This is a genomic window from Paraburkholderia ginsengiterrae (genome assembly GCF_001645125.1).
In the GTDB taxonomy this organism is placed as follows: Bacteria; Pseudomonadota; Gammaproteobacteria; order Burkholderiales; family Burkholderiaceae; genus Paraburkholderia; species Paraburkholderia ginsengiterrae.
The window spans coordinates 160,932-186,225 of sequence record NZ_LXKA01000338.1 but is presented as its reverse complement, the minus strand read 5'-3'; the positions used below and the strand labels follow the sequence as shown (position 1 = coordinate 186,225).

The window sequence follows — 25,294 nt, the reverse complement described above, 5'->3', positions numbered from 1 at the left end:
AAGAGACACGCGGCGCTTAGAATGTCATAGGGGTAGTGCATGGCGTGACCGGCAAGGTTGGCGGGTTGAGAAATCCATCATAGACAGGAGTGCCCCATTTAACTGTCAAGCATTGCAAGGCATGGGGCGTCGGCAGCCGCGCATCGGTGCGTGTCGCGGTTGCGTACGAACAGGGAGGCGAACATGAGCGGCACGGCGGCTTTCGCTGACTCGCGGGCGCCGGACATCGAGTTCTGGTTCGACTTCGGCAGCAACTACAGCTATCTCAGCGTCATGCGCATCGAAGCGCTGGCGGCGGCACGGGGCGTGCGCGTCCGCTGGCGTCCATTTTTGCTGGGGCCGATTTTTCGCGATCTTGGTTTTGACAATTCGCCGTTCGTGCTGCAGAAAGAAAAGGGCGCGTATGTGTGGAAGGACATGGAGCGGCAATGCCGCAAATATGGCATTGCCCTGACGCGCCCAAGCATTTTTCCGCGTGCCGCGCTATTGGCCACGCGCGTGGCGCTGCTCTGTGCGGATCGCGAATGGATCGCCGCTTACTGCCGCGAGATCATGCAACTGAATTTCGTGCATGACCGCGATATCGGCTCGATGGACGTGGTGAGCGAGGCGCTCGGCAAACTGGATTTGTCCGCGCGCGAGATTATCGCCGAAGCGCAAAGCGACGCGAACAAGCAGCGTTTGCGTGAGCAAACCGAAATGGCCGCGGCGCGCGGCATTTTCGGTGCGCCGACGTTTTTTGTGGGCAGTGAAATGTTTTGGGGCAACGACCGGCTGGACGACGCGTTGGACTTCTGCGCTTCGATCGCCGCGCGCGAGTAGTGTGATGCCGCGATTGGCGAGCCGTGCGGAATCGGCGCCGCGCGTTATGCCGCTATTCGTCGCCGTGCTGGCAGAAGCGGCGGCCCGGCACGTGCGAGACCACAGCCTGGGCGATTTCGAGCGGCGTGCTCTCGGCGGGCACCACCCGGCGGCTCGATTCGGGGGTGTGCTTCATGGTCCATTCGACCAGTCGATATGAGCGTCCCCATGGGGGTTGCAGCGGGTCCGAGACCTTGCATGAATGGATCTGGCGAACCCATTCGTTGCCGGGCATGGCGCGCAAATGCTCGAATACCGTGTCTTCAAACATGGTTTGACTCCTTCTTCGCGGGCATGCAGCCCATCTTCTGGCGCGTCGTCAACACCCCGGAAAAAAAGCGCCGCCGATGTTCTGGCGGCTCAACAGGGGATGTTGGACCTCATAGTTACAGCAAAGAATTAAGCCAGACTTAAGATCGCTTAAAAGCGTAGGCGGCGCGATCGCACCCTCAAGACCTTCGGGAAATAGCCGTTATTAGAGCGGATTGGTGCTGCCAACCCCGCTTGCCTTCGGACCCGCCCCTGATAACGTGACGAATCTCGCCCAAACGCCGCTTGCCGAGCGCCTTCGGTCGCTCGTCGACACCGTGCAGCACAACGAGCGCACGCTGCGCCGCTTCCAGAACGTCGAACTGCGCCTGATCGGCGCGCAGGACTTCATGTCGTTCCTCGACACGCTGTTCAGCCGTCTGCCGCAGGAATTCTCGCTATCGGGCGTGACGCTATGGCTTGACGACCGGGCGCCGATCCTGCTCGAGCTGCTCGAGCCGGCGGCGTTGCACGCGCTTGGCGAGCCGCGGCTGCGAACATCGCGCGAGGGCGGCCTTGCCGCGCAAGGTCTGTGCGAGGACGGCGAGCCATGGCTCGGCGAACCGCGCGAGCTGGACGACACCGCGCGCCGCGCCTTCTTCGGCGACGCCGGCACGCCGGCGAGCGCGATCCTGCTGCCGCTTGCGGCCGGCAACACCGTCAGCGGCTATCTCTGTCTCGGCAGCGACGATCCGGCGCGTTTCGCACCCGGCATGGCCACTGACATTCTGGAGCGCTTCGCGAGCATCGTGACGGCGAGCCTCGACAATGTCGCGCATCGCGAGCGCCTCAAGCAGCTGGGTATGACCGACTCCCTGACGGGCCTTGCCAATCGCCGCTATTTCGATGAGCGGCTGCGCGAAGAGATCATGCGTGCTGTGCGCTATGGCGTGCCGGTGGCCTGTCTTTTCATCGATATCGACAGTTTCAAGCGGATCAACGACACCTACGGCCATCAAACCGGCGACCGCGCCTTGGCGGCGGTGGCCGCCTGTGTGCGGCAACAGGTTCGCCTGGGCGATACCGTCGCGCGCTATGGCGGCGAGGAATTCGCCGCGCTTCTGCAAGGCGACCGGACCGATGCTCTGACCGTGGCCGAGCGTGTGCGGCAGGCGGTCGAACGGCTGGATCTACAGGACGATCATGGCAAGCGGATTGCGTTGACGGTGTCGATCGGCGTGGCGGCGCGCACTGTCAGCGGGCCGCCGGCCGAGGCCGCCAAACTGGGTATGGTGATGATGGAAGAAGCCGATCGCGCGATGTATCAGGCTAAACACAACGGCCGCAATCGCATCGAAGCGCTGGCGAAAGCGGAAGGCAATCACGCCGTGCTTTGAGCGCTGCGATTCAGGTGTAGCGTGGACGCTCGCGCTGGCGGACGCATCAGTGCTTGAAGCTGCGTCGCGTCAAACACCGCGACGGCTGCCAGATCGTGCGACGCGACGCTCCTCCGGCAACGCTTGCAGCGCGGCGCTAGTCAAATAGCGGGCGCATCCGGCGGCACGCCCAGCAACTGCAACGCGCCACCCGTCACGCCACTGAACACCGGTCCGGCCACCGTGCCGCCATAGAACGCTTTGCCCGCCGGGTCGTCGATCATCACGGCGACGATCAACCGGGGATCGCTCATCGGCGCCATGCCGACGAAGAGGGCGCGGTAGCGGTTTTTCGCGTAGGTCGCACCGACCTGCTTGCGCGCCGTGCCGGTCTTGCCGCCGACCCGGTAGCCTTCCACCGTGGCCGCGCGGCCGGTGCCGCCCGTGCCGGTTGCCATCTCGAGCATCGAGCGGATCGCGCGCGCGGTGGCCGGCGTCGTGACCGCATGGCCTTGATCCGCGGGGCGTGCTGATTGCCCGGCGGCATCCGGCCCATCCCGCAACAGGCTCACCGGATGCATCGTGCCGTCGCCGGCATAAGCGGTGTAGACCTGCGCGATCTGCAACAGCGAGGTGGACAGTCCATAACCGTACGCCATGGTCGCCTGCTCGATCGGGCGCCAGCGTTTATACGGCCGCACTTTGCCGGACGCCACACCGGGAAAAGTCAGTTCGGGCCGCAATCCGAGCCCGTATTGCTGGTACTTGCTCCAGATTTTCTCCGCCGGCAGATTCAGCGCGAGCTTGGCGAGCGCGATATTGCTCGACTTCTGCACCGCTTCGGCGACCGTCATCGCGCCGTGATTCGAGGTGTCGTGGATCACGGCCGGTCCGATCTTGTACCAGCCCGGCGCCGTGTCGATGATGCTCTGCGGCCGCACCTTGCCCTCGTCGATCGAGAGCGCGACGACCACCGGCTTGATCGTCGAGCCCGGCTCGAAGGTGTCGACCACGGCGCGATTGCGCAGTTGCCGGCCGGTCAGGCGAGCGCGGTCGTTCGGATCGAAGCTTGGGTAGTTGGCGAGCGCCAGAATCTCACCGTTGCGCGCGTCGAGCACCACCACGCTGCCGGCTTCGGCGTGGTGTTTGGCAATGGCGTCCTTCAGCTGCGTATAGGCGAGCTGCTGAATGCGCCGGTCGATAGTCAGATGAATGGTTTCACCGTTCTGCGCAGGCACCAGTGGCCTGGTCTCGGACACCACGCGGCCGAGGCGGTCGCGGATCACTTCGCGCTGGCCGGGCATGCCGAGCAGCTGCTCGTTGGCGGCGAGCTCGACGCCTTCCTGGCCGTTGTCCTCGATATCCGTGAAGCCGACCACGTGCGCGGCCGATTCGCCTTCCGGATAAAAGCGCTTCGAATCCGCTATCTGCGTGATACCGGCCAGCCCCAGCTTGGACACGTGCCCGGCGGTTTCGGCGTCCACCTGGCGCTTGAGCAGAACAAAGGTCTTGTCGCCGTTCAGCCGCCGGCGCAATTCGGCCAGCGGCAAGTCGAGCAGCTTGGCGAGCGGCGCGACGGCGGCTTCGTCGATCAGCTTGGGCGAGGCCCAGATTTCGTAGGTGGCGAGGCTGACGGCGAGCATCGAGCCGTTGCGGTCGACGATCCGTCCGCGCGTGGCGTCGAGTTCCAGGGTGCGCTGATAGCGCTTTTGCCCCTGGTCGACGTAGAAGTTCTGGTTGACCACCTGGACCCAGAACGCGCGCGCCGCCAGCGAGGCGAACGCGCCGAACACCAGCAGGACGATGAATTTCGAACGCCACATCGGCAGGCGCGCGGCCAGTAGCTGGTTCTTCGCGACGGGCGCGTAGGGATCGTGCGGCTGCGATTTCTTCTTCTGGATCATTGGGTGCGGATGGCGAACGGCTCGATTAACTGGTGTCACTCATGATTGTAATAAGAACGTAATCTGTATGCGAGGTTCGTGCAAGGGGACCATGGCGGTCACCGGCATAAAAAAACCGCGCGGATTTCAAAAATCCGCGCGGCTGGTTCGTTCGATTGATGCGTCGACTCCGACGCGGCGTGTTAAAGAGGCGCTCCCTGCCTGTTGAGCGCCTTCTTTTTTTGTGCAGCTTCCGTGCGCGGCTCCTGGCTCGTACCGGTCTTCAGCCGCGGGCTCAGGCCGGCAGCGCGAAGCTCGAGATCGCTTCGCGCAGCACGCCCACCTGATCCTTCAGCGAATGCGCCGCCGCCGCGGTCTGTTCGACCAGCGCCGCATTCTGCTGCGTGACCTGATCCATTTCGCCGACGGCACGATTGACCTGCTCGATGCCCGCGCTCTGTTCGCGCGACGCGTTGCTGATTTCCTCGAGAATCTCGTTCACGCGCCGCACCGACTGCACGATCTCGCCCATCGTCGAACCGGCGTTGGCGACCAGCGACGCGCCGGCTTCGACCGTATGCGTCGACGTCTCGATCAATGCCTTGATTTCCTTGGCGGCCGTGGCCGAGCGCTGGGCGAGGCTGCGCACTTCGGCGGCGACCACCGCGAAGCCGCGCCCCTGTTCGCCCGCGCGGGCCGCTTCGACGGCCGCGTTGAGCGCGAGGATGTTGGTCTGGAACGCAATGCCGTCGATCACACCGATGATGTCGCCGATCTGCCGCGAGCTGGAGGTGATCTCGCCCATCGTGCGGACCACGTCCTCCACCACGAGACTGCCGCGCTTCGCGACGTCAGCGGCTTCGCCGGCGAGATGCGCGGCCTGCTGCGCGCTGTCCGCGTTCTGCTTTACGTTCACGGTCATCTGGTCCATGCTCGACGCCGTTTCGACGAGCGCGGCAGCCTGCTGCTCGGTGCGCTGCGAGAGATCGGTATTGCCGGCGGCGATTTCGGTCGCGCCGATGTTGATGTTGTCGGTCCCCTGACGCACGCGCGAAACCGTATCGACCAGGCCGGCCTGCATGGTCTGGAGCGCGTGCAGCAGGCTGCCCGCATGATCCGCTTGCACCGGCACGCGCGTGGCGAGATTGCCGCGCGCCATCAGCTGCGCGTGTTCGAGCGCCACTTCGAGGTCGCCGCCGAGCGAGCGGCGGATGCTGCGCAACACCAGCAGCATGACCACCGTGGCGATCGCGCCGAGCGTGACGGTAATCACGAGCCAGCGCAGCAGGCTCGCGTAGAACGCGCTTTGCACGTCGTCCATGTACATGCCGGTGACGAGATACCAGTCCCACGGCTCGAAGTGGGCGGCGTAGCTGGTCTTGGCCACGGGTTTGTCGCTGCCCGGCTTGGCCCACAGGTAGTCGACGAAGCCGCCGCCCTCCAGACTGCCTGCCTTGACGATGTCGACGAACAGATGGTTGCCCGCCGGATCGGTGAACTGCGCAAAGTTCTTGCCGACCATTTCCGGCTTGAACGGGTGCATCAGCATGACAGGCTGCGAATCGTTGACGGACAGGTAGCCGTCCTTGCCGTAACGCATGGCTTTCAGGGTATCGAGTGCTTGCTTTTTGGCTTCGTCCTCGGTGAGCGTGTGTTGTTGAGCCAGCGTGTAGTAGCGGCCGACGATGTGGTTGGCCTGGTCGATCAGCGATTTCAGCTGATCGCGGCGGTCCGAGATCATCGAGGCGCGGTTTTGCCATGCGCCAAAGCCGCCGATCAGGATCAGGCCGATCCACAAGACGGCGACCATGGAGGCCAGTTTTTTGTTCAGAGTCATAGCGATGGGGCTTGCTTTCGCAAAGTGGTCGGTCAGAGGGCGCTTGTAGCGATGGGCTTATCGCTGACTGTGTTTACGGCGCGGCGGCACGCGCTCCGCAGGGCAGGGGAAACCCGTTGTCGGGTATTTATTTGTCTGATTAAAAAGGATTTTTATTTTATTAAATGCGATTGTGATGTTTTTTGTGCGAGATTATTTGCGTTTATTGTGATGCTGGATTATCAACGGCCAGGCCCAACCGCTTGCCGATATGGACGAGTTCTGCGGCAAGATCAAGGCAGGCAAAGACTCGCCGTCCGATGAACATTTCTCGATCGTCGCGCGAGTCGAAGCGCTGATTGCGGGCTGGTGCATGGACGATGCGCTGCGCGGCGCGCGGCATACCCAAGTCGCGCGCCGCGCTCATACCGGGTCTTTGTCCGGTGGCCCGTCGGGCCGCTGCGGTTCCTCGGTATGGTGACCTGGCGACGGCGGCACCAGCGGATCGGCCTCCGGATCGCGGTTCGGATCGGCGTTAGGATCGGGAATCGGGCTGGTATGCATGTCGTAGCTCATGGCATCACCTTTGGATGGGGCGGAAGGCCGGGCAGCTGCTCATGTGACAGCCGCGCCGGCCGTGTTCTTCAAGCGTAGGCGTTTCCGGCGCGTCGCGCCCCTGACTTTTTCGCGCCGCGGCTCACGCTGAGTTGCCAGTAGCGCTCGGCGGCGAAAACGTCGTCGTAATGGCCTGCGCCGAACGCGCGCAACTGGCTCTCATAAGCATTCACCGCCTCGCGTTTGAGTTGCTCGCGGCGTTGCGCATCGATCGTATGGCCGGCGCTGGGATAGGCCGGCGTTGCGACGATGCCGCGCTGCGCGAGATCGGCGAGCCGCGCCTGCACCACGCCGGGCGTGCAGCGGTGAATCGCTTCCTCGTAGCCGAACCAGGTCAGATGCGACAGGCGCGGCAGAATTTCACAGCAGGCTTCGAACACGCGCACGTAGTCGTCGTGCAGCAGACCGAGCGGCATCAGCAGAGTGTTCGCGGTCGTGCGATAGATGATTTCCTCGAGCGCCGCCGCCAGCTGGCTGATCGAGGGCGAGTCCGCATACTGACAGTCGCGAAATGGCGTGCGCAGCGGAATCGCGTCGAGCAGTTCCAGGGCGCGGTTGTCTTCGAGCGTGCGTTCGTGAATCGCCTCATGGGCGTTCGCAAACCCGGATTTTTTATCCCATTCGGTCTGCATCGGTTGTTCGGGCGGCGCGGCAAATACCGTGCAGATCGCGGCGTCGGGATGCGCGGCGAGCAATGCGCCGCAACTGAAGACGGCGTCGCCGAAATGGGGTGAAACGACGAAAAGGCGTGGGCTGGTTTCGCTCATGGGGCGTGGGGTGATGTCGGCATGCGCCGGCCGCAGGCACGGCGCGAACGGCGCGCCGGTGCGTGAAAAGCGCGGCGTCACATCAGCTTAGGCGGAATCGGTGTGGCTTGCGAGGTGGTTTGGTCTCGCAACCAACCCCGCCGCGCGCCCGAACGCCGCAACCATGCCCGCCACGATGTCCTCGCGCAAACGGCTGTCGGCCGTTCTCAGCGCATACGACGGATGCCACGTCGGCACGATCAGACGCCCGTCGTGAGCGATGGTCTGCCCCAGATACTCGGACAGATTGACGTGCGGGCCGGTCAGCGCTTTCAGCGCGGTCGCGCCGAGCGTGACGACCACGCGCGGCGCGACCTGCGCCAATTCCTTCTCCAGCCAGTATTGGCAAGCCTCGACCTCGCGCCACGCGGGCGTACGGTGCACACGCTGTTGTTCCAGGCGCTGCTGCTCCAGAATTTCCCACTTGTAATGCTTGACGGCATAAGTCAAATACAGCGCCGCGCGTTCGAGGCCGGCGCGTGCGAGCACCGTGTCCAGCAGCTGACCCGCGGGGCCGGTGAAGGGTTCGCCGTGCTGGTTCTCGTGCTCGCCAGGCTGTTCACCGACCACCATGAGCGACGCCTCGGCCGGCCCGGCGCCCGTGACGGCCTGCCGCGCGTTGCGCCACAACGCGCAGCGCCGGCAGGTGGCTGGCGGGCCGGCCGGGTCGCGCAGCGGCGGCGTGGTCGCTGAATATTCGATGGGCGGCATCTTCGGCACGGTGACGGTGCCGCTCTGCGCGCCGAGCCGGCTGCGCTCGCGCGTGAGCCGCGCGGGCAGGGGCGGGCCCACGGGCGGCGTACGCCAGTACCGCAGCGGCACGGGGGCCGGCAGCGCATTGAAGACGCTGGCGTAATACGCGAGCCAGAGCGCCTCGGTGGGTTCGCTGGTGACGGCCTCGCCGTCCATGACGGACGGCTGCAATGCTTGCGTGGCCTGCTGACCCTGCGAGCCTGCCTGTAACGCGAGGGGGGGCGCTCCAGTTTCCGGCGCGGCCGGCCGCCCGATACGCAGCAGCATCCCGTTCCAGAACGCCGCGCCCGACGGCGTGGCCAGCATCCACGTGGAGTCGCCCATGCGCGCGGCGAAGCGTGCGGCGGCGCGTTCCAGCAGGTCATTCCGGGGTTCGTACCAGCCGACGAATTCCGGCAGTCCCATGGACGGATCGCGCCGCCTGAACAGCGTGAGCAGCACCAGATTCTCGGTTTCCTGTTCGACCGACTGGATGCGCTGATCGAGCAGCGCGCCGTCGCGGTCGTCTGGGGCGAGAGCGTCGCGCTCCCCGTGCGTCCAGCGCCACACGACGCGATAGAGCAGCGACCAGCGGTCCGGCGCGCGGAAGCAGGCGGCGGTTTTCAGCCGGGCCAGCAACTCGCGCGGGATGGCGGGGGCAGGGTTCAGGCCGGGATTCTCCGGAGTGCCGCCGGTTGCTTCCGCCCCCCCGTCAGCCTCCACCCATTCGATCCGCTCCGGCTCGATACCTTGCCGCAGCAGTTCGCGCGCCGCGCGCCGCCAGGCGGCGAAAGACGGTTCGATTGAAATACGTTTCATGCGGACGCGCCGGAACTGCGCGCAACGGAACGCGCCAGCCATGCGGACAAAATACTGTATGGGTATACAGTATGCACCCAGACGCCCGCCTGGATCAAGCGATCAGGCGGGCCGCCTCACAATCGTCTCGCAGCCGCCGCGCCGGCGGCGTGGGCTGTTAAAGCTTGCGGAGATCCTCGGGCGTATCGACGTCGCGCAGAATGCCCGGATCGTCGACTTCCAGCCGTGTCACCAACTGCGACATGAGCAGCGACTTCGCGCCGGTATCGCCGTCGAGCGCCAGCAGCGCATCGCGGTGCTCGGCGCCGAAGCCGACCGGATGTCCACGCTGCCCCTGATAAAACGGTGCGACGAGCGAGGCGCCTGCGTCGAGCGTACGTGCCACGTTTTCGATCGTCGTGGCGGCGATGCGCGGCATGTCGGCGAGCGCGACGATCCAGCCCTCGGCGTCCGCGCTGGCTTCGACGCCCGCGGCGAGGCTCGCGCCCATGCCGCGTTCGGCGCGCGGCGCGAACACCACTTCGCAACCGGCGTCGTTCAGGAGGCGCGCCAGCGCCTCTGAACCGGGTCGCACCACGGCCACTACCCGCGGCACGACCCACAGCAGCCGATGCGCGGATTCATGAGCAACCGGTGTGCCGTCGGGCATGCGCGCAAGCAGTTTGTCGTGCAGGCCGTCGGGGTCGAAACGCGACCCGAAGCCGGCGGCGAGCAGCACGCCGGTGGCGAGCGAAGCATAGGCCATGGGCGGGAACCGGAAGAGGGAATGAGACCGATTGTGCGATGCAAAACAGTCACAGGCAAGCGCGAATGTATCTGCATGCCGTTTTCTGTCTGATCGTTTCGCTGCGGACATCGCCCGAATCCGAACATTCGTAACGGATGGCCATGATGTGCTGTTGACTCCATTGAAAGGTCAATGCAGGCTAGCGATGCGCCGGTATCCGAAGTGTCGTGCCCGATTGGACATGACGCGGCAAGTTCGGTGTCGCTGCATTCCTATCGGTATTCGCAAATATCGGAGACAAACAACATGGCATTAGCGTTCGAAGTGAAGCCTGCGCCACCCTCTGTCTCACCGGTTCGAGCCCTCCTGGCGGCCTGCCTGTCCATGGCCGTCATGCTGACTGGCTGCCACAGCGGCGGCAGCGAAAGCAACCCGCCGCCGCAAGCCAACGTGCTGCCGGCTTTCATCACCAGCGCGGTGAACACCCAGTCCTACGACGGCAATTCCGACGACCTGCTCACGGCAGGCCTCGGCAAGACCGGCCTTGCGTCGGCCACGGCGCCGGCCATTGCGAATCCGGCCCAACCCACCGCCGCGGAACTGCGGCGCCTCGCGATCTGGTCGAACTACCGCGCGCTCGTCGACATGACCGCGAATGGCGGCTATGGACGCTTCTGGGGGCCGAATATCGATGTGAACGGTAACGATACGCTGGGCGAAGGCAAGATCACCGGCAAGGAATACCTTGCTTTTGCCGACGACGGCAGCGGTACGCAGAACGTCAGCATGCTGGTGCAGATTCCAGCCAGCTTCAATCCGAATCAGCCGTGCATCGTGACCGCGACGTCATCGGGTTCGCGCGGCGTGTACGGCGCGATTTCTGCGGCCGGCGAGTGGGGCCTCAAGCGCGGTTGCGCGGTGGCCTACACCGACAAGGGCAGCGGCAACGGCGCGCACGAACTGTCGACCAATCGCATTACGCTAATCGACGGCACCTTGCAGGACGCCACCGCGGCGGGCAAGGCCAGCCTCTTCACGGCGAACCTCGGCAACAGTAATCTCACGACCTTCAATAGCCAGTTCCCGAACCGCTACGCGTTCAAGCACGCGCATTCGCAGCAGAATCCGGAGAAGGACTGGGGCACGGATACCCTGGAGGCGATCCAGTTCGCTTACTGGGCGCTCAATGATTCGTATGGCGCGCTCAACGGTTCGACCCGTACGGTGCGTTATGCGAGCGGCAGCATCACGACCATCGCGGCTTCGGTGAGCAACGGCGGCGGCGCGTCGCTCGCGGCGGCGGAACAGGACACCTCGGGTTTGATCACGGCGGTCGTGGTGGGCGAGCCGCAAATCAACCTGCGCTTGTCCCCACTGGTCGCGGTGGCGCAGGGCGGTGTGCCGGTCGCTGCCTTCGGCAAGCCGCTCGCCGACTACACGACACTTGCCAATATGCTGCAGCCGTGCGCCGCACTCGCGCCCGCCGCAGCCGGCGCGCCGTATCTGTCGGCGCTGCCGCTCGCCACGACCAACTCGATCCGCACGGCGCGCTGCGCGACGATGGCCGCCGCGGGTGTGATCACGGGCGGGGACGTGACGACGCAGGCGGTCAACGCGCTGGCACTGCTGCATCAGTATGGCTACCAGACCGATTCCGATCTGCTGCAAGCGCCGATGTGGGACTCGCAGGCCGTGCCGGCCGTCGCCGTGACCTATGCGAATGCGTATATCAAAGCGAGCGTCGCCGATAACCTCTGCAACTTCAGCTTCGGCACCACGAATGCCGCCGGCACGGCCGGCGTCACGCCGGCGGTCTCGCCGATGCTCACGGTGTTCGGCACCGGCAACGGCGTGCCGCCGACCAACGGCGTCAACCTTGTCTACAACGTGGGGGCGGGCGCGGATCACCGGCTGGCGACCGCGGACGGCAGCTATGCGGGCGCCTTCTGCCTGCGCGCGCTATGGACGAACAATTCGCTGAGCCCCGGCGTCGAGGCGATTCGCGTGAATGCCAATCTGCACGGCAAGCCCGCCATCATCGTGCAGGGCCGCGCCGATGCGCTCGTGCCGATCAACCACGCGTCGCGGCCGTACCTCGGGTTGAATCAACTGAACGAAGGCGGCGCCAGCAAGCTATCGCTTTACGAGGTGACCAACGGCCAGCATTTCGATGCGTTCCTCGGCGTGGCGGGTTTCGATACGCGCTTCGTGCCGGTGCACTACTACAACCTGCAGGCGCTCAATCTGATGTGGAGTCATCTGATGAACGGCACACCGTTACCGCCATCGCAAGTGATTCACACAGTTCCGCGCGGCGGCACGCCGGGTGCCGCGCCGCCGCTGACCACGGCCAATCTGCCGGCGATTGCGGCGAGTCCCGGTGCCAATGCCATTACGGTGGTCAACGGCGCGGTGAACGTGCCGAACTGACACGCGCCGCTCGGCCTCGCATGGGCTATACCGGCTCGCGGCGGCGCTCATGCCCGCGAGCCGGAATCGCTCACCCGATACTACGGTGTGCTATGCGAACCCGTTACCGGCTGCATGCGCGCCACGACTGCGGGAAGCGCTGAACTCGCGGGCGAGGCTTCGTCGATCGTGGTCCTGCCGCCGTCACGGAAAAATGCCAGTTCGGCGGCCTTGTTCAATACCAGTATGCTGATGCGCCGGTTGGTCGGCTCGTCGGCGACATGGCTGTCGAGCGGCAATACGTCCGCCAGTCCACGCACCTGCAACAGCTTTTCTCCATGCATGCCACCTGCTACCAGCGCACGGCGCGCGGCGTTGGCGCGTTCGGATGACAGCTCCCAGTTCGAATAGCCTTCCGGTCCCGCGGTGTAGGGCACCGCATCCGTATGGCCGGCGATCGAAATCCGGTTGTCGACGTCGTTGAGCTCAGCGCCGATCTGCGTGAGGATCGTCACCGCATACGCTTGCAGCTTCGAACTGCCGGAAGAGAACATAGGCCGGTTCTGCGAATCGACGATTTCGATACGCAGTCCTTCATTGGTGATCGAGATGCGGATCTGATCCTTGAATGCCTTGAGTGCCGGGTTTTGTTCGATCAGTGCGGTGAGCCTCGCCTTCAGCTGCTCGAGGCGCGTTGCGTCGGAGGGCGCCGCGGTGATGGGCGCAGACGGCTGTGTCTGGCTCTTTCTGCCGTCGCCGGGCCGCGTATCGGAGATGTCGCGTCCACCGCCTTGCACCACGCTCGGACGTGCCGCAGCCGTGTCGTTGCCGCCGAAAAGGCTCGACAAGGGCGTGTTGAAATAATCCTCGATGCCCTGCTTGTCGTACTTCGACGTGGAGCCGAGCAGCCACATCAACAGGAAGAAGGCCATCATCGCGGTGACGAAATCGGCGTACGCGATTTTCCATGCGCCGCCATGATGTCCGCCGTGGTCTTCGGCCTTTTTCGCGCGGCGCACGATGACCGGGGCGGGTGCGTCGTCCGCTTGCGACGCCCGCATTCTTGTATCGCTCATCTTGCACGCTCCGCGTCAGGCCGACTTCGGCATCCTGGTGGCGCGCACGGCGTCGTCGAGCTCCTGGAAGCTCGGGCGGTCCGCGGTGAACAGCACCTTGCGGCCGAACTCCACAGCAACGGGCGGCGGGTAGCCGGACAGCGAGGCAAGCAGCACGGCCTTCACGCATTGGTAGGGTTTGGCTTCCGCGCGGCCCTTGGCATTGAGCAGATCGGCGACGGGGCCGATAAAGCCATACGCGAGCAGAATGCCGAGGAACGTGCCGACCAGCGCGCCGGCGATCATTTCGCCTAGCACGGCGGGCGGCGCGCCAACCGAGCCCATAGTGTGAACGACGCCCATGACCGCTGCGACGATGCCGAAGGCGGGCAGGCCGTCGGCCATTTTCTGGATCGCGTTGGCCGCTACCGATGCTTCCGCATGATGCGTGGCCAGCTCTTCATCCATCAGGTCCTGCACTTCGTGCACGTTCACGTTGCCGCTGGACATCATGCGCAGGTAGTCGACAATGAAGTCGAGCAGATGATGGTCTTCCAGCATGTGCGAATACTTCTGGAAAATGACGCTGTCCTGTGGGGCGCCGACATCGGTTTCGAGCGCCATCATGCCTTCCTTGCGGGCCTTCTGGAGCAACTCGTAAAGCAGTGCGATCAGTTCGAGATATTTTGCCTTGGTGTAACCGCCGCCTTTGAAACACGAGGGGATCGCCTTGAGGGTTTTCTTCAGCGTGGAAGTTGGATTGCTCACGACAAACGCGCCCATTGCCGCACCGAAAATACAGAGTAGTTCGAACGGCTGAACGAGAGCCGCCAGGTGACCGCCCACGCCGACAAAACTCCCTATCACGGAGCCAATGACTAAAACCCAGCCGATTGCAACAAACATCTTTCTCTCTCCGATTATCTTGCGCAGCGCACGTTTGATCAGAACAGGCCCTATTTCAAGGGCTTTTCTTGTGCGCCGCGATATTTTCACATGCTTGGGTAAACGGCTGAATTCGCGCGCGCTGAAGTGCCCGCAAGGGTGAAATGCGAAAGAATTCACCAATCGGTTAGTTTTTCGCATTGGCTCCGGTAACTTTGTCCGAATGATGCAATCGTTGCGGACGCAACTTGTCTCCGCCACGCAGATAAAAACCCCAACTTGATGGCACGCCCATGCAAAACGGATAGCTCACCTTTTTACCGATTCGTCTGCTAGCATGACGAACAGCTTGCAGTGGCGGCCGTCCCCAGTCGCCCTCGGACGCACGTTGCCAGGTACGTTCGATGCGCACCATCACCGGCAGTGCTCGCGACACAACAAGAGAGAACTCAGCATGCGGACTCTGAAATCTGCTGTTTATCGTCGGCTGATTTTCAAGCTCGCGCCCTGCATGGCGGGTCTTGGCCTGCTCTCCATCCCCATGTCCGGTCACGCTCAGGAGCTTTCGCTGTTCGGCGGCGGCTCGCGTGCGGGCAACACGAACACCTATACCTGGGCCATCAATTATCAGGAGGGCCTCGGGCAATATTTCGCCGCCAGCTTCACGTGGCTCAATGAAGGGCATATTCCCGACCATCATCGCGACGGCCAGATGATCCAGTTCTGGGGGCGCATTCCCGTGGGCAACCCGCAGTTCGTCCTGCAAGCGGGCGTCGGTCCCTACCGTTACTTCGATACGACCACCGCCGTGCAGGGCGGCAGTTATTCCGACACGCACGGCTGGGGCGTGGTGTACAGCGTGCGCGCCGCGTACTACTCGTCGAGCCGCTGGATCTCGCAGCTGCAGTTGAATCGCGTGCATGTGCAGCGTGGGCCCGATGCGACCAGCGTGATGTTCGGCATCGGCTATCAGCTCGACGCTCCGGGCTCGCCTGGTCCGCGTGCCTGGGCGAGCGCCAGCACGCACAACGTCACCAACAACGAAGTGGCGGTGTACCTCGGCGAAACCATCATCAATTCGACCAGCTCGCCGACGGCGCTTGGCGGCGCGATCGAGTACCGGCGCGGCCTCGCGAAATATCTCGACGTGACGGTCGGCTATCTTCACGAAGGCAGCAGCAAGGTGTCGCGCCGCGACGGTCTGACGAGCCAGTTGTGGGCCACGCGCGCATTCGTCAACGACAAGATCACGTTGGGCCTCGGCGTCGGTGCTTACTACGCGATCAACGAAAACGAGAACAGCCCGACGCCGGGGCCCGGCGCCGGCAAGTTCTCCGGCCTCGTCACGATTGCGGGCTCGTACCGTTTCACCGATCACTGGAACGCGCGGATCGAATGGAATCGTGTCGTGACCCGTTACGATCGCGATTCGGATGTGATTTTCGGCGGGTTGGGCTACCGCTGGTAACGAGCAGTCTCTCGAACTGCTAGTGAAGGATCATAGAAAAAACGGAGAAGCGCATGAAAGCCAGCACCATCGCCGAACGGGAGGCCCGTGGCCGTGCCGCCCGCGAACATTCGAAACGTTCAAGCCATCAGGCTGTAGGCGAGCTGCACCGCAACCCGATCGATCTGCTCAGGCAAAGCAGCGAGGGCCGGGTTCACAAGCTCGTGCCGCTGCGCTACGGGCGCATGGCCGTGTCGCCTTTCACGTTTTTTCGCGGCACCGCGATCCTGCAGGCGCACGATCTCAGCCGGGTGCACGACACCGGCCTCGTCATGCCGATTTGCGGCGACGGCCACCTGATGAACTTTGGCGGTTTCGCCACGCCCGAGCGGCAGCTCGTATTCGATCTGAACGACTTCGACGAAGTCTCGGTGGGCCCGTTCGAGTGGGACCTGAAACGTCTGACCGCGAGTCTCGTGATTGCCGCGCGGCACATGCGCCTGAGCCGCGGCACGGCCGAAAGCCTGGTGATGACCGCGGTCAACGAATATCGCGACCGCATGGCCCAGTACGCGCAATGCGGAGCGCTCGAACTCTGGTACGACCGCATCACGTTCGACCGCATGGCGGACACCGCGTTTCCGCCCGAACGCCGCCGCGCTGTGCGGCGCGGCATGGAAAAGGCCGCTAACCGGACGCACGAGGGCCTGCTCGAGAAAATGGCCGAATTCGACGGCGGGCAGTGGAAGATTCGCGACGCGCCACCGGCCCTGTTTCATGTGCTGGGCGCCAACACGCTGTTCACCGAGGATGAGGCCGAAACGTTCAAGCACGCCAACTGGCGCAAGATGGTCGAGCGCATGTGGGGCGAGTATCTGAAGACCATGTCGCATGACCGGCGCGAGCTGCTGAGTCATTTCACCGTGCAGGATATGGTTTTCAAAGTGGTGGGGGTAGGCAGCGTTGGTACCCGCTGCATGGTGATGCTGATGGTCGATCACATGGGCAAGCCGCTATTCGTGCAGATCAAGGAGGCGCGGCCCTCGGTGATCGCGCAGTTCCACAAGTCGCCGGCCGTCAAGCACGAGGGTGAACGCGTGGTGCAGGGACAGCGCATGCTGCAGGCGGCGAGCGACATTTTTCTTGGCTGGGCAACCGGGCCCGCCGGGCGGCATTTCTACTTTCGCCAGCTGCGCGACATGAAGTTGTCGGCGAATATCGAGCTGTTCGACAACGACTTGCTCGACGGCTACGCGCGGCTATGCGGCTGGATCATGGCGCGCGCGCATGCCAAGGCGAGCGGGCAGGCCATCGAAGTCAGCGCGTATATCGGCCGCGGCGACCAGTTCGCGGAAGCGCTGAACGGGTATGCCACGTCCTACGCGGACCAGGTGGAACGCGATTACGACGTGTTCCTCAAAGCCTGCCGCAGCGGCGAACTCGAAGCGCGCACCGACGAAGACATGGCCGCGGATTTCCGCGTGTAGCGGCGTATCGGCGCCGCCGCTCGCGCTACGCCGCGTTTCGCGGCTGCGCTTGCTCGTGCCGGTCTGCGCGCCGCTCAGCCGTCAACGCGCGCTTCGCGCAGGGTAACGAAGCGCAGGTGCCGCTGCCGGGCCGCGTCGATGATACGCGGCAAAACGGCGAGGATCAGCGGCTTGCCCTCGACCGTCAGCGCGGCGTTGCCGTCGTGCAGCAGCAGAATGTCGCGCGGCGCGAGGCCGTCGAGCAGCCGCCGCGCCACTACGCGAGGATCGCGCTCACGCGTGTCGTAGCCGCGCCGCGTCCATGCGGCGAGCCTCAGATCCAGCTTGCTCAGCACCGGTTCGAGGAAGATGTTGCGCAAGCCCGCGGGCGCGCGGAAGAACATCGGCCGTTCGCCGCTCAGGGATTCGAGCGTGCGTTGCGCGGCGTCGATCTCGCGGGTGAGCGCAGCGGGAAACGTCACGGAAAACGTGTGCACGTGGACCTGCGAATGGTTTTCGAGCGCGTGGCCGCGCGCGACGATTTCGCGCGCTAGTTCCGGATGGCGCTGCGCCTTCGCGCCGATGCAGAAGAACGTGGCGCGCACGCCAAATGCATCGAGCAGGTCGAGCACCTGGGGTGTGACGACCGGGTCGGGACCGTCATCGATGGTCAGCGCGATCGCGTCGGCGTTGCGCGTGCCGGCTGGCAGGCGCGTCCAGTTCGGGCCCAGCAGCGTGGTGCGCGGCAACAGGCCGGCCACCGTGAAGATGGCGTGATTCGCAAAGATGGCGGCCAGCCACCACGGCCATGCCGCGGGCACCAGCAGCCAGCCGGCCAGCACGAATATGTGCCATGCGGCGGTGGCGACGAGCATCGCCGGATAACCGGTGAACGGCCAGCGGCGCGTCGGCGCGGCCTGCGCGCCTTGAGCCTCGTGCCGCGGCGTGGAGTGTTGTTTCATCAAACGTGCTTCCTGTCTTCCTTCCGCCCGGCATGCCGATGCGGGAAGGTTTCGAATCGCGCGCGTGGCGCGCAACTACAAACGATACCATTGATGCGAGCTTCGACGCGCGCGCCGGATCGCGCGCTTACTGAGTGCTTGCGAGGCGGCCCGGATGCTGACGGGTCTGGCAGGTTTGCGTGCAGCGAGCCTCCGGAAACCGCACAATCTGCCCATTTTGCACAACGCGAGGAGATGTGCCGTGACGGAAACGGGAATCGGGAAGGTCGCGCTGGTAACGGGCGCGGGCAGTGGCATTGGCCGGGCGTGCGCGCTCAGGCTGGCGGGACACGGCTATAGCGTCGTGCTGGCGGGCCGCCGTCAGGCGGCGCTCGACACGGTGGCCGAGGAGGCGCGGCAAGCCGGCGGCAACGCGCTCGCCGTGGCGTGCGACGTGACCGACGCCGCGAGCGTCGCCGCGCTGTTCGACACGATCCGCGCGCGGTACGGCCGGCTCGACGTGCTGTTCAACAACGCGGGCCGCAATGGAACGCCCGTGGATATCGATGAACTCGATATCGACGAATGGCGCTCGGTGGTCGACACCAATCTCACAGGCGTGTTTCTCTGTACGCGCGCCGCCTTCGGTCTGATGAAAGCGCAGAACCCGCGCGGCGGGCGCATCATCAACAACGGCTCGATCTCGGCACACGCGCCGCGGCCCAACAGCATTGCCTACACGGCGACCAAGCATGCGATCACCGGCCTCACCAAAGCCGTGTCGCTCGACGGGCGCAAATACGACATCGTGTGCGGCCAGATCGACATCGGTAACGCCGCCACGGAGATGGCCGGGCGTATGGCGCGCGGTGTGCCGCAGGCGAACGGCGAGATCGCGGTCGAACCGCTGATGGACGTTCAGCATGTGGCCGACGCGGTGCTGCACATGGCGCAGTTGCCGCTCGCGGCGAACGTGCAGTTCATGACCATCATGGCGAGCAAGATGCCGTTTGTCGGACGGGGCTGACGAGCGAATCCAGACTGCGCGGCGGGCGGGATCAACTTATACTGGGCGCTTCCCGCCTTGACGGATAGCGATTCGCCGTGCCCCGAGCCACACCCCAGGACGACCCGCAGCCGGTGCCGCCCGTGCAACCCGATCTCGACGATTGTTGTCATAGCGGCTGCAATCCGTGTGTATTCGATCTCTACGACGAAGCGCTCGAGCGCTATCAAACCGCGCTCGCCCAATGGCAAGCGCGGCAGAAGTCACCCCCGACACAGGCGGCGCAGACGCGGCGAGGCAAGCCGCGCGCGCGTCGTTGAGCGATGTTCGAGACCGGCTGCGCGGCCGCGGCCCTTCACTACGTCCTGCCATGACAGACCTTCCGTCCGCTCCGCCCGAACCTCCCACCGTCTCGTCCACGCTGGACGACCTGCATGAATTCGTGCAGCGATATCCGCGCCTGTTCGTGCTGACCGGCGCGGGCATCAGCACCGACTCGGGCATTCCCGGTTATCGCGACGAGAACGGCGAGTGGCAACGCTCGCAGCCCATCACGGTGCAGGAATTTCTCGGCTCGCTCGCCATGCGTCAACGCTACTGGGCGCGCAGCATGGTGGGCTGGCCGGTAGTGGCGCGCGCGCTGCCGAACGCCGCGCATGCCGCGCTGGCCCGGCTCGAAGCGGCCGGCCATGTGCAGGCACTGGTGACGCAGAATGTCGACGGCTTGCATCAGCGGGCGGGCAGCCGCGAGGTGATCGAACTGCATGGCGGCATTAACGCGGTGACGTGCCTCGACTGCGGCACGCAGCACTCGCGCGCGTCGATCCAGCAGACCCTCGAGGCGGACAACCCGGCGCTTCTGGACGCGACCGCCGAAACCGCCGCCGATGGCGACGCGCATCTCGAGTGGCACGATCTCGGCGGATTCCGTATTCCCGCGTGCCCGACCTGCGGCGGCCTGCTGAAGCCCGCGGTGGTGTTCTTCGGCGAAAACGTGCCGAAGGAGCGGGTGGAAGCGGCCGAGCATGCGCTCGAAGCGTCGGACGCGGTGCTGGTGGTCGGCTCTTCGCTGATGGTCTATTCCGGCTATCGTTTTTGCGTCTGGGCGCAACGGCTCGGCAAGCCGGTCGCGGCGATCAATCTGGGGCGCACGCGCGCCGACGCGCTGCTGGCGTTGAAAGTCGCGGCCCCGTGTGCGGAAACGCTGAGCGCGCTGGCCGCGCGGCTGGCGGCCGATTGACCGGGCGGTGCCGAGAGGAATGCACGAAACTAACCAAGGAATGCCGATGTTGACGACAGTCGAACAGCTCGAAGCGATCTACGGTCAGCCGCATGAGCGCGCCGTGCGCAAGGAGATCCCGTATATCAACGAAGACTATCGGGCGTTCATCGAAGTTGCGCCGTTCGTGGTGCTCGCCACTGCCGGCCCGGAAGGTCTTGACTGTTCGCCGCGCGGCGACGCGCCGGGTTTCGTGCGAGTAGTCGATGAACGCACGCTCGCGCTGCCGGACCGCATCGGCAACAATCGCATCGACAGTTTGCGCAATATCATCGCTGAGCCAAATCTGGCGTTGCTCTTCATCATTCCGGGTGTGGGCGAGAGTTTGCGTGTGAACGGCCGCGGCCGCATTTCCAACGACCCGCAATGGCTGGACAGTTTCGCCGTCGAAGGTAAACTGCCGCGCACCGTGCTGCTGATCGACGTGGACGCCGTCTACTTTCACTGCTCGAAAGCGCTGGTGCGCTCGAAACTGTGGGACCCGGCGCATTACGTCGAACGTTCGCGGCTGCCGAGCGCGGGTGAGATTCACCGGCGGATCAACGGCGCCCATTTCGACGCCGCGGCCTACGACCGTGAGCTCGCCGAACGCGTACGCACGGCCCTGTACTGAACCCGAAGCTGAACATGACTGATTTCCCTCTGGCGTTGCGGCAGCATTCGCCTTCTGCCGAGCGCAACCGCGAACCGATCCTCGCCGTGCTGCGCCAGGTGCTGCCGGCCACCGGCCGCGTGCTCGAAATCGCGAGCGGCACCGGCCAGCACGCCATCCATTTCGCCCGAGCGATGCCCGGCCTCGACTGGCAGCCGAGCGACGCCGACGAGGAGGCGCGCGCCTCGATTGCCGCGTGGACCGCGCACGAAGGGCTGCCGAATATACGCGCGCCGCTTGTTCTGGACGTGCATCAGGCGGAATGGGGCATCGACGCGCTCGACGCGGTGGTGTGCATCAACATGATTCATATCTCGCCGTGGAGTGCGGCGCAGGCGCTGTTCGCGGGCGCCGGCCACCGGCTCGCCGACGGCGGTGTACTGTATCTCTACGGTCCATACAAACGTGGCGGCGCGCATACCTCGCCGAGCAACGAAGCGTTCGATCAGCAGTTGCGCCGCCGCGATCCCGAGTGGGGCGTGCGCGACATGGAAGCTGTGACGGCGTTGGGCGCCGCGGCGGGATTCGTCCGCGACGAGCCGGTTGCGATGCCGGCCAACAATTTCAGTCTGGTGTTCAGGAAACGCGCGGGCGCGGCGCGGGTCTGACAGGCGTTCGGCCGCTTGCTGCCTGGTTGTTGTCCGGTTGCACTGCTGCCCGCTAGCGAGCGGCAAGCCGGCATTTCTTTTATTCTTTCACCCTCGACGTCCCGCCGACGTACCTTCCGGCGCGGCGTCACGACATTTTTGGACTCTGGAGAATTCACATGGGCAAACAGGCAATCGGCGTGGTGGGGCTGGCGGTCATGGGCCGCAATCTGGCGCTCAACATCGAAAGCCGCGGCCACGCGGTGTCGGTGTACAACCGCAGCCGCGAGAAAACCGACGAACTCATCGCTGAATGTCCGGACAAGAAGCTGGTGCCGGCTTTCACGCTGGAAGAGTTCGTCGAGTCGCTGGAAAAGCCGCGCCGCATTCTGCTGATGGTCAAGGCAGGTGAGCCGACCGACGCCACCATCGCTTCGCTCAAGCCGCTGCTGGACAAGGGCGACATTCTGATCGACGGCGGCAATACGCATTTCACGGACACCATTCGCCGCAATCAGGAGCTGGCGAAAGCTGGCCTGCACTTCATCGGCACGGGCGTGTCAGGCGGCGAGGAGGGCGCGCTGAAGGGCCCGTCCATCATGCCGGGCGGCCAGCGCGACGCGTACGACCTGGTGGCGCCGATTCTCACCGAAATCGCTGCGAAGGCGCCGGACGGCGAACCGTGTGTCGCCTACATGGGACCGGACGGCGCGGGCCACTTCGTGAAGATGGTGCATAACGGCATCGAATACGGCGATATGCAGTTGATCGCGGAAAGCTACGCGGTGCTCAAGCAGGTCGTCGGCTTGTCGAACGAAGAGCTGGGCAAGGTCTATACCGAGTGGAACCAGGGCGAGCTCGACAGCTATCTGATCGAGATCACCTCGAAGATCTTCAGCAAGAAAGACGACGAGACCGGCAAGGATCTGGTCGACGTGATTCTCGATCGCGCCGCGCAAAAGGGCACCGGCAAGTGGACCAGCCAGAACGCGCTCGACCTCGGCGCGCCGCTGCCGCTGATCACCGAAGCGGTGTTCGCACGCGTGCTGTCGTCGCTGAAGGATCAGCGCGTGGCCGCGAGCAAGGTGCTGGAAGGACCGCAGGCCAAGCCGCTCGGCGTCGAGCGTGCTGCGTTCGTGGAGTCGGTGCGCCGCGCGCTGTACTTCAGCAAGGTGATTTCGTACGCGCAGGGCTTCGCGCAACTGCGCGCCGCTTCCGAAGAGTACAAGTGGGATCTGGACTTCGGCACGATCGCGAAGATTTTCCGGGCCGGCTGCATCATCCGCGCCCGCTTCCTGCAAAAGATCACGGACGCGTACACGAAGGATAAAACCATCGCGAACCTGCTGCTCGACCCGTACTTCCGCGACATCGCGAAGAACTATCAGGCGGCGTTGCGCGAGGTCGTGGTGGCCGCGGTCAATGCGGGCGTGCCGGTGCCGGCTTTTGCGTCGGCGGTGGCGTATTTCGACGCGTATCGCTCGGAACGCCTCCCGGCGAATCTGGTTCAGGCGCAGCGCGATTTCTTCGGCGCACATACGTTCGAACGTGTCGACAAGCCGGGTAGCTTCCACGCGAACTGGAGCTGAACCGGCGTTTGAATCAAGTCCTGGCGCGTCCTTCCAGCAAGGCGTGCCGGGCTTTATTAGCGCTTGAAATTCTAGATTGGCGATTGTTGCTGAGAACAGTGCGACAAGTGGCCCCGCGGCGAATCGTTATTAAACTGTTGCAGAATTCGGAATAGAGTTTCATGGTTTTAGGGGTTTCCCCTGGATGTCGACGCTCCTAGACTTCTACTTAAGCGCTACGGGACAACGAGCCCAAAGCGATTCAAATACAAGTTCTGGAGGTTTACATCATGAAGACTCTTATCTCTGCTGTTGTCGTCGCCGCCGCTCTGGTCGCTCCTGTCGCATCGTTCGCCCAATCGAACCAGCCGGTCACGCGCGCTCAAGTTCGCGCCGAACTGGTGCAGCTCGAAAAGGCTGGCTACAACCCGGCTGGCGATAACATCACCTACCCGGCGCAACTGCAGGCCGCACAAGCCCGCGTCGATGCTCAGGAAGGCACCGCCCAAGCTGCCAACAGCGGCTATGGCGCACCGACGGCCGGCACCTCGGAAGCCGGTCGTCCGGTGGTCGGCAAGGATCGCAACTCGATCTACTTCGGCAACTAATTCGCGCTGAAGCTGCTGCAAACGCCGCCTGACTAACCGGCCGCGTGCTGCAAATGAAAAACGCCGTCCGGCTTGCCGGGCGGCGTTTTTTGTTGTGCGGCGCAGTGGCCTGGAAGTGCGCGCAAGTCATGCGCAGGGAACAGCGCGCCGTTGTCAACGCGCGATTCCCGACGCCCGATGGTCAGCGACCCGGCAAATGCGGAATCGCTTCATTGCTCGCCAGATTGAGCTGATGAATCTGCCGATGCGCCTTGTTCAGATGGGCCTGCGCGGCGACGCGTTGCGCTTCCAGTTGCGCGACTTCCTTGCGCACCTGGTGCTGCCGGCTCGACACTGTTTGCTCCTGCGCGCCACGCCGCTGCAGATCGTTGCGCAGCCGTTCGGCCTGCGCCTCGGAACTCGCGATCATACGCGCCAGCTGCTCGTTCTGCGCCTCCAGCTGCGCGCGGCGGGTTTCGCCGTCCGAGAGCCGGGTGGCCTGTTCCTCGAAATGATGAAAGGCGCCTTCGGCGGCTTCGAGGTCGGGGGCTTTCAGCGCGCGCCACAGCGAGCCGTCCTGATATAGCGCGATGTAGTAGGCCAGTTCCTTCGCGTGAAAGAGCAGGCTGACCGAGTAGTCGAAGCTGCGGAACACGCGAAACGGTGTCAGCGCTTCTTCTTTGCAGAGCCATTCGACTTCCGCCGTGTCGGCAATCTGCACGCCGCGCGTATAGACTGGCGACGGCACCACCGGCACCGGCCGCAATGTCGTCACCGGCCGTACCGGCTCAGCCGGCGAGGTCGGCACAGCCGACGAATCGGTGGCTGCGAATGCTGTTTCGTCCTTGTCGTCGGGCAAAACGGGATTGGCGGCGTGTTCCCGCGCGATCTGCACGAGATGCGACGGGCCTGCCAGCACGCTGCGGCGGTTCAGGAGACTTTTCACGGCTGTTCCCTCCGGTTGACTTCGGCCGAGGCCTGCAAAGGGCGCCGGCGGTGAAGCATGCCGGTTGGCCGCGCAAGCCGGGCGGTGAGCGAAACGTGGCGGACAGGCGGCGCCGGTGAGCAAACGCCAGGGCGTGCCGCTATGCGCGAGCATTCCCCTGGCGTGGCGTTGCTAATGCAAAGTGCGCTGCCGGCGGCCGATGTCGTCGAAGAGCGCGCGGCTCGGTTCAAGGGCGAGCAGCCAGGATTCGTCGTAGCCGCTCAGATTGTCGAGCGCCTCGCGCAGCCTTTCGATTGCCACAGCGGGAATGCTGACGCTGGCTTCCACGCCGCTCGACAGGCCCGCGATGCTGGCCAGTTGCACCAGGGCGTCGGCGGCTTCGGCCACGTCGGCGGCAAAAATGAGGTGGGTGTTCAGCAATTCGACCAGACCGGGTGACGCCGCAACATCGTCGACGTTCAGTTGCACGGCCAGAAAGGTGGCATTGTTCATCCCCGACTCCTCTCAGTATCCAGTCGTTTTGCTTACGGTGCAGCGCACATTAAGTCTGAGTATAGGCGAGCACTAAAATGATTCAATACT

26 protein-coding genes are annotated in these 25,294 nt (G+C 64.4%); 12 read left to right on the top strand and 14 right to left on the bottom strand.

Features of this window, described 5'->3' with window-relative positions; genetic code table 11:
* Positions 1-183 precede the first annotated feature (183 nt).
* Positions 184-822, top strand: a complete 639-nt coding sequence (locus A6V37_RS27625) for a 2-hydroxychromene-2-carboxylate isomerase (protein WP_064286498.1) — start codon at positions 184-186, stop codon at positions 820-822.
* Positions 823-874: 52 nt separating this feature from the next.
* On the opposite strand, the gene A6V37_RS27620 is transcribed toward A6V37_RS27625, so the two are convergent.
* Complete coding sequence (locus A6V37_RS27620) at positions 875-1,132, bottom strand: DUF2866 domain-containing protein (protein ID WP_064271599.1); 258 nt, start codon at positions 1,130-1,132, stop codon at positions 875-877.
* A 259-nt stretch (positions 1,133-1,391) separates the two neighbouring features.
* Between A6V37_RS27620 and A6V37_RS27615 the strand changes: the two genes are divergently transcribed.
* Positions 1,392-2,507, top strand: a complete 1,116-nt coding sequence (locus tag A6V37_RS27615; RefSeq protein ID WP_064271598.1) for a GGDEF domain-containing protein — start codon at positions 1,392-1,394, stop codon at positions 2,505-2,507.
* Positions 2,508-2,647: 140 nt separating this feature from the next.
* Here A6V37_RS27615 and A6V37_RS27610 read toward each other — a convergent pair whose 3' ends face one another.
* The 7 genes from A6V37_RS27610 to A6V37_RS27585 form a co-directional block, all read right to left on the bottom strand.
* Positions 2,648-4,390: a peptidoglycan D,D-transpeptidase FtsI family protein gene (locus A6V37_RS27610; protein ID WP_064271597.1), complete on the bottom strand. Its 1,743-nt coding sequence runs from the start codon at positions 4,388-4,390 to the stop codon at positions 2,648-2,650.
* 274 nt (positions 4,391-4,664) lie between these two features.
* Positions 4,665-6,206, bottom strand: coding sequence for a methyl-accepting chemotaxis protein (locus A6V37_RS27605; RefSeq protein WP_064286497.1), 1,542 nt, complete (start codon positions 6,204-6,206; stop codon positions 4,665-4,667).
* 202 nt (positions 6,207-6,408) lie between these two features.
* Positions 6,409-6,612 carry a hypothetical protein gene (locus tag A6V37_RS41535; RefSeq protein ID WP_165614492.1) on the bottom strand — a complete coding sequence of 68 codons (204 nt, stop codon included), beginning with the start codon at positions 6,610-6,612 and terminating at the stop codon, positions 6,409-6,411.
* Complete coding sequence (locus tag A6V37_RS41530) at positions 6,609-6,761, bottom strand: hypothetical protein (protein WP_165614491.1); 153 nt, start codon at positions 6,759-6,761, stop codon at positions 6,609-6,611. Before A6V37_RS41530 ends, A6V37_RS41535 begins: the two co-directional genes overlap by 4 nt.
* Positions 6,762-6,829: 68 nt before the next feature.
* On the bottom strand, positions 6,830-7,567 hold the full coding sequence (locus tag A6V37_RS27595) for a PIG-L family deacetylase (protein ID WP_064271750.1): 738 nt from the start codon (positions 7,565-7,567) through the stop codon (positions 6,830-6,832).
* Positions 7,568-7,654: 87 nt separating this feature from the next.
* Complete coding sequence (locus A6V37_RS27590) at positions 7,655-9,157, bottom strand: UdgX family uracil-DNA binding protein (RefSeq protein WP_064271594.1); 1,503 nt, start codon at positions 9,155-9,157, stop codon at positions 7,655-7,657.
* A 157-nt stretch (positions 9,158-9,314) separates the two neighbouring features.
* Entirely contained in the window at positions 9,315-9,902 is a 588-nt protein-coding gene (locus A6V37_RS27585; RefSeq protein ID WP_064271593.1) for a nucleotidyltransferase family protein, read from the bottom strand.
* A gap of 366 nt (positions 9,903-10,268) precedes the next feature.
* On the opposite strand from A6V37_RS27585, the gene A6V37_RS27580 reads away from it, so the two are divergent.
* Positions 10,269-12,314, top strand: coding sequence for a D-(-)-3-hydroxybutyrate oligomer hydrolase (locus A6V37_RS27580; RefSeq protein ID WP_423213167.1), 2,046 nt, complete (start codon positions 10,269-10,271; stop codon positions 12,312-12,314).
* A gap of 80 nt (positions 12,315-12,394) precedes the next feature.
* Here A6V37_RS27580 and motB read toward each other — a convergent pair whose 3' ends face one another.
* From motB to A6V37_RS40995, 3 genes are all read right to left on the bottom strand, one after another.
* Entirely contained in the window at positions 12,395-13,369 is a 975-nt protein-coding gene (motB, locus tag A6V37_RS27575) for a flagellar motor protein MotB (RefSeq protein ID WP_064271592.1), read from the bottom strand.
* 15 nt (positions 13,370-13,384) lie between these two features.
* Positions 13,385-14,254 (bottom strand): flagellar motor stator protein MotA, encoded by an 870-nt coding sequence (motA, locus tag A6V37_RS27570; RefSeq protein WP_064271591.1) that lies wholly within the window; start codon positions 14,252-14,254, stop codon positions 13,385-13,387.
* A gap of 166 nt (positions 14,255-14,420) precedes the next feature.
* Positions 14,421-14,648 (bottom strand): hypothetical protein, encoded by a 228-nt coding sequence (locus A6V37_RS40995; RefSeq protein ID WP_157447907.1) that lies wholly within the window; start codon positions 14,646-14,648, stop codon positions 14,421-14,423.
* 39 nt (positions 14,649-14,687) lie between these two features.
* Between A6V37_RS40995 and A6V37_RS27565 the strand changes: the two genes are divergently transcribed.
* The gene (locus A6V37_RS27565; protein WP_064286496.1) at positions 14,688-15,701 is read left to right on the top strand and encodes a hypothetical protein; all 1,014 of its coding nucleotides are present in this window, start codon (positions 14,688-14,690) and stop codon (positions 15,699-15,701) included.
* A gap of 53 nt (positions 15,702-15,754) precedes the next feature.
* Positions 15,755-17,167, top strand: coding sequence for a DUF2252 domain-containing protein (locus tag A6V37_RS27560; RefSeq protein ID WP_064286495.1), 1,413 nt, complete (start codon positions 15,755-15,757; stop codon positions 17,165-17,167).
* A 74-nt stretch (positions 17,168-17,241) separates the two neighbouring features.
* Here the strand turns inward: A6V37_RS27560 and A6V37_RS27555 are convergent, their stop codons facing one another.
* A complete protein-coding gene (locus A6V37_RS27555) occupies positions 17,242-18,108 on the bottom strand; it encodes a polysaccharide deacetylase family protein (protein WP_064271588.1) in 867 nt (288 codons plus the stop codon).
* A 241-nt stretch (positions 18,109-18,349) separates the two neighbouring features.
* Here A6V37_RS27555 and A6V37_RS27550 point away from each other — a divergent pair, with 241 nt between their 5' ends.
* From A6V37_RS27550 to A6V37_RS27520, 7 genes are all read left to right on the top strand, one after another.
* A complete protein-coding gene (locus tag A6V37_RS27550) occupies positions 18,350-19,114 on the top strand; it encodes an SDR family oxidoreductase (protein ID WP_064271587.1) in 765 nt (254 codons plus the stop codon).
* A 77-nt stretch (positions 19,115-19,191) separates the two neighbouring features.
* The gene (locus A6V37_RS27545; RefSeq protein WP_064271586.1) at positions 19,192-19,413 is read left to right on the top strand and encodes an oxidoreductase-like domain-containing protein; all 222 of its coding nucleotides are present in this window, start codon (positions 19,192-19,194) and stop codon (positions 19,411-19,413) included.
* 50 nt (positions 19,414-19,463) lie between these two features.
* The gene (locus A6V37_RS27540; protein ID WP_064271585.1) at positions 19,464-20,333 is read left to right on the top strand and encodes an NAD-dependent protein deacetylase; all 870 of its coding nucleotides are present in this window, start codon (positions 19,464-19,466) and stop codon (positions 20,331-20,333) included.
* Positions 20,334-20,379: 46 nt separating this feature from the next.
* Positions 20,380-20,985, top strand: coding sequence for a pyridoxamine 5'-phosphate oxidase family protein (locus A6V37_RS27535; RefSeq protein ID WP_064271584.1), 606 nt, complete (start codon positions 20,380-20,382; stop codon positions 20,983-20,985).
* 14 nt (positions 20,986-20,999) lie between these two features.
* Complete coding sequence (locus A6V37_RS27530; RefSeq protein WP_064271583.1) at positions 21,000-21,632, top strand: DUF938 domain-containing protein; 633 nt, start codon at positions 21,000-21,002, stop codon at positions 21,630-21,632.
* 158 nt (positions 21,633-21,790) lie between these two features.
* A complete protein-coding gene (gene gndA / locus A6V37_RS27525) occupies positions 21,791-23,200 on the top strand; it encodes an NADP-dependent phosphogluconate dehydrogenase (RefSeq protein WP_064271582.1) in 1,410 nt (469 codons plus the stop codon).
* A 269-nt stretch (positions 23,201-23,469) separates the two neighbouring features.
* Positions 23,470-23,787 (top strand): DUF4148 domain-containing protein, encoded by a 318-nt coding sequence (locus A6V37_RS27520; protein ID WP_064271581.1) that lies wholly within the window; start codon positions 23,470-23,472, stop codon positions 23,785-23,787.
* Between the two features lie 181 nt (positions 23,788-23,968).
* On the opposite strand, the gene A6V37_RS27515 is transcribed toward A6V37_RS27520, so the two are convergent.
* Together A6V37_RS27515 and A6V37_RS27510 are read right to left on the bottom strand one after the other, a co-directional pair.
* Positions 23,969-24,712, bottom strand: coding sequence for a DUF2968 domain-containing protein (locus A6V37_RS27515; protein ID WP_064271580.1), 744 nt, complete (start codon positions 24,710-24,712; stop codon positions 23,969-23,971).
* 171 nt (positions 24,713-24,883) lie between these two features.
* On the bottom strand, positions 24,884-25,204 hold the full coding sequence (locus tag A6V37_RS27510) for a hypothetical protein (RefSeq protein ID WP_064271579.1): 321 nt from the start codon (positions 25,202-25,204) through the stop codon (positions 24,884-24,886).
* Positions 25,205-25,294: the final 90 nt, after the last annotated feature.

Excerpts from the sequence above, each read along its gene's own strand:
- A6V37_RS27625 (WP_064286498.1), top strand. The coding sequence starts at position 184 with ATGAGCGGCACGGCGGCTTTCGCTGACTCGCGGGCGCCGGACATCGAG.
- A6V37_RS27620 (WP_064271599.1), bottom strand. The coding sequence starts at position 1,132 with ATGTTTGAAGACACGGTATTCGAGCATTTGCGCGCCATGCCCGGCAAC.
- A6V37_RS27610 (WP_064271597.1), bottom strand. The coding sequence starts at position 4,390 with ATGATCCAGAAGAAGAAATCGCAGCCGCACGATCCCTACGCGCCCGTC.
- A6V37_RS27605 (WP_064286497.1), bottom strand. The coding sequence starts at position 6,206 with ATGACTCTGAACAAAAAACTGGCCTCCATGGTCGCCGTCTTGTGGATC.
- A6V37_RS41535 (WP_165614492.1), bottom strand. The coding sequence starts at position 6,612 with ATGAGCGCGGCGCGCGACTTGGGTATGCCGCGCGCCGCGCAGCGCATC.
- A6V37_RS41530 (WP_165614491.1), bottom strand. The coding sequence starts at position 6,761 with ATGAGCTACGACATGCATACCAGCCCGATTCCCGATCCTAACGCCGAT.
- A6V37_RS27595 (WP_064271750.1), bottom strand. The coding sequence starts at position 7,567 with ATGAGCGAAACCAGCCCACGCCTTTTCGTCGTTTCACCCCATTTCGGC.
- A6V37_RS27590 (WP_064271594.1), bottom strand. The coding sequence starts at position 9,157 with ATGAAACGTATTTCAATCGAACCGTCTTTCGCCGCCTGGCGGCGCGCG.
- A6V37_RS27585 (WP_064271593.1), bottom strand. The coding sequence starts at position 9,902 with ATGGCCTATGCTTCGCTCGCCACCGGCGTGCTGCTCGCCGCCGGCTTC.
- A6V37_RS27580 (WP_423213167.1), top strand. The coding sequence starts at position 10,269 with ATGGCCGTCATGCTGACTGGCTGCCACAGCGGCGGCAGCGAAAGCAAC.
- motB (WP_064271592.1), bottom strand. The coding sequence starts at position 13,369 with ATGAGCGATACAAGAATGCGGGCGTCGCAAGCGGACGACGCACCCGCC.
- motA (WP_064271591.1), bottom strand. The coding sequence starts at position 14,254 with ATGTTTGTTGCAATCGGCTGGGTTTTAGTCATTGGCTCCGTGATAGGG.
- A6V37_RS40995 (WP_157447907.1), bottom strand. The coding sequence starts at position 14,648 with ATGGTGCGCATCGAACGTACCTGGCAACGTGCGTCCGAGGGCGACTGG.
- A6V37_RS27565 (WP_064286496.1), top strand. The coding sequence starts at position 14,688 with ATGCGGACTCTGAAATCTGCTGTTTATCGTCGGCTGATTTTCAAGCTC.
- A6V37_RS27560 (WP_064286495.1), top strand. The coding sequence starts at position 15,755 with ATGAAAGCCAGCACCATCGCCGAACGGGAGGCCCGTGGCCGTGCCGCC.
- A6V37_RS27555 (WP_064271588.1), bottom strand. The coding sequence starts at position 18,108 with ATGAAACAACACTCCACGCCGCGGCACGAGGCTCAAGGCGCGCAGGCC.
- A6V37_RS27540 (WP_064271585.1), top strand. The coding sequence starts at position 19,464 with ATGACAGACCTTCCGTCCGCTCCGCCCGAACCTCCCACCGTCTCGTCC.
- A6V37_RS27535 (WP_064271584.1), top strand. The coding sequence starts at position 20,380 with ATGTTGACGACAGTCGAACAGCTCGAAGCGATCTACGGTCAGCCGCAT.
- A6V37_RS27530 (WP_064271583.1), top strand. The coding sequence starts at position 21,000 with ATGACTGATTTCCCTCTGGCGTTGCGGCAGCATTCGCCTTCTGCCGAG.
- gndA (WP_064271582.1), top strand. The coding sequence starts at position 21,791 with ATGGGCAAACAGGCAATCGGCGTGGTGGGGCTGGCGGTCATGGGCCGC.
- A6V37_RS27520 (WP_064271581.1), top strand. The coding sequence starts at position 23,470 with ATGAAGACTCTTATCTCTGCTGTTGTCGTCGCCGCCGCTCTGGTCGCT.
- A6V37_RS27510 (WP_064271579.1), bottom strand. The coding sequence starts at position 25,204 with ATGAACAATGCCACCTTTCTGGCCGTGCAACTGAACGTCGACGATGTT.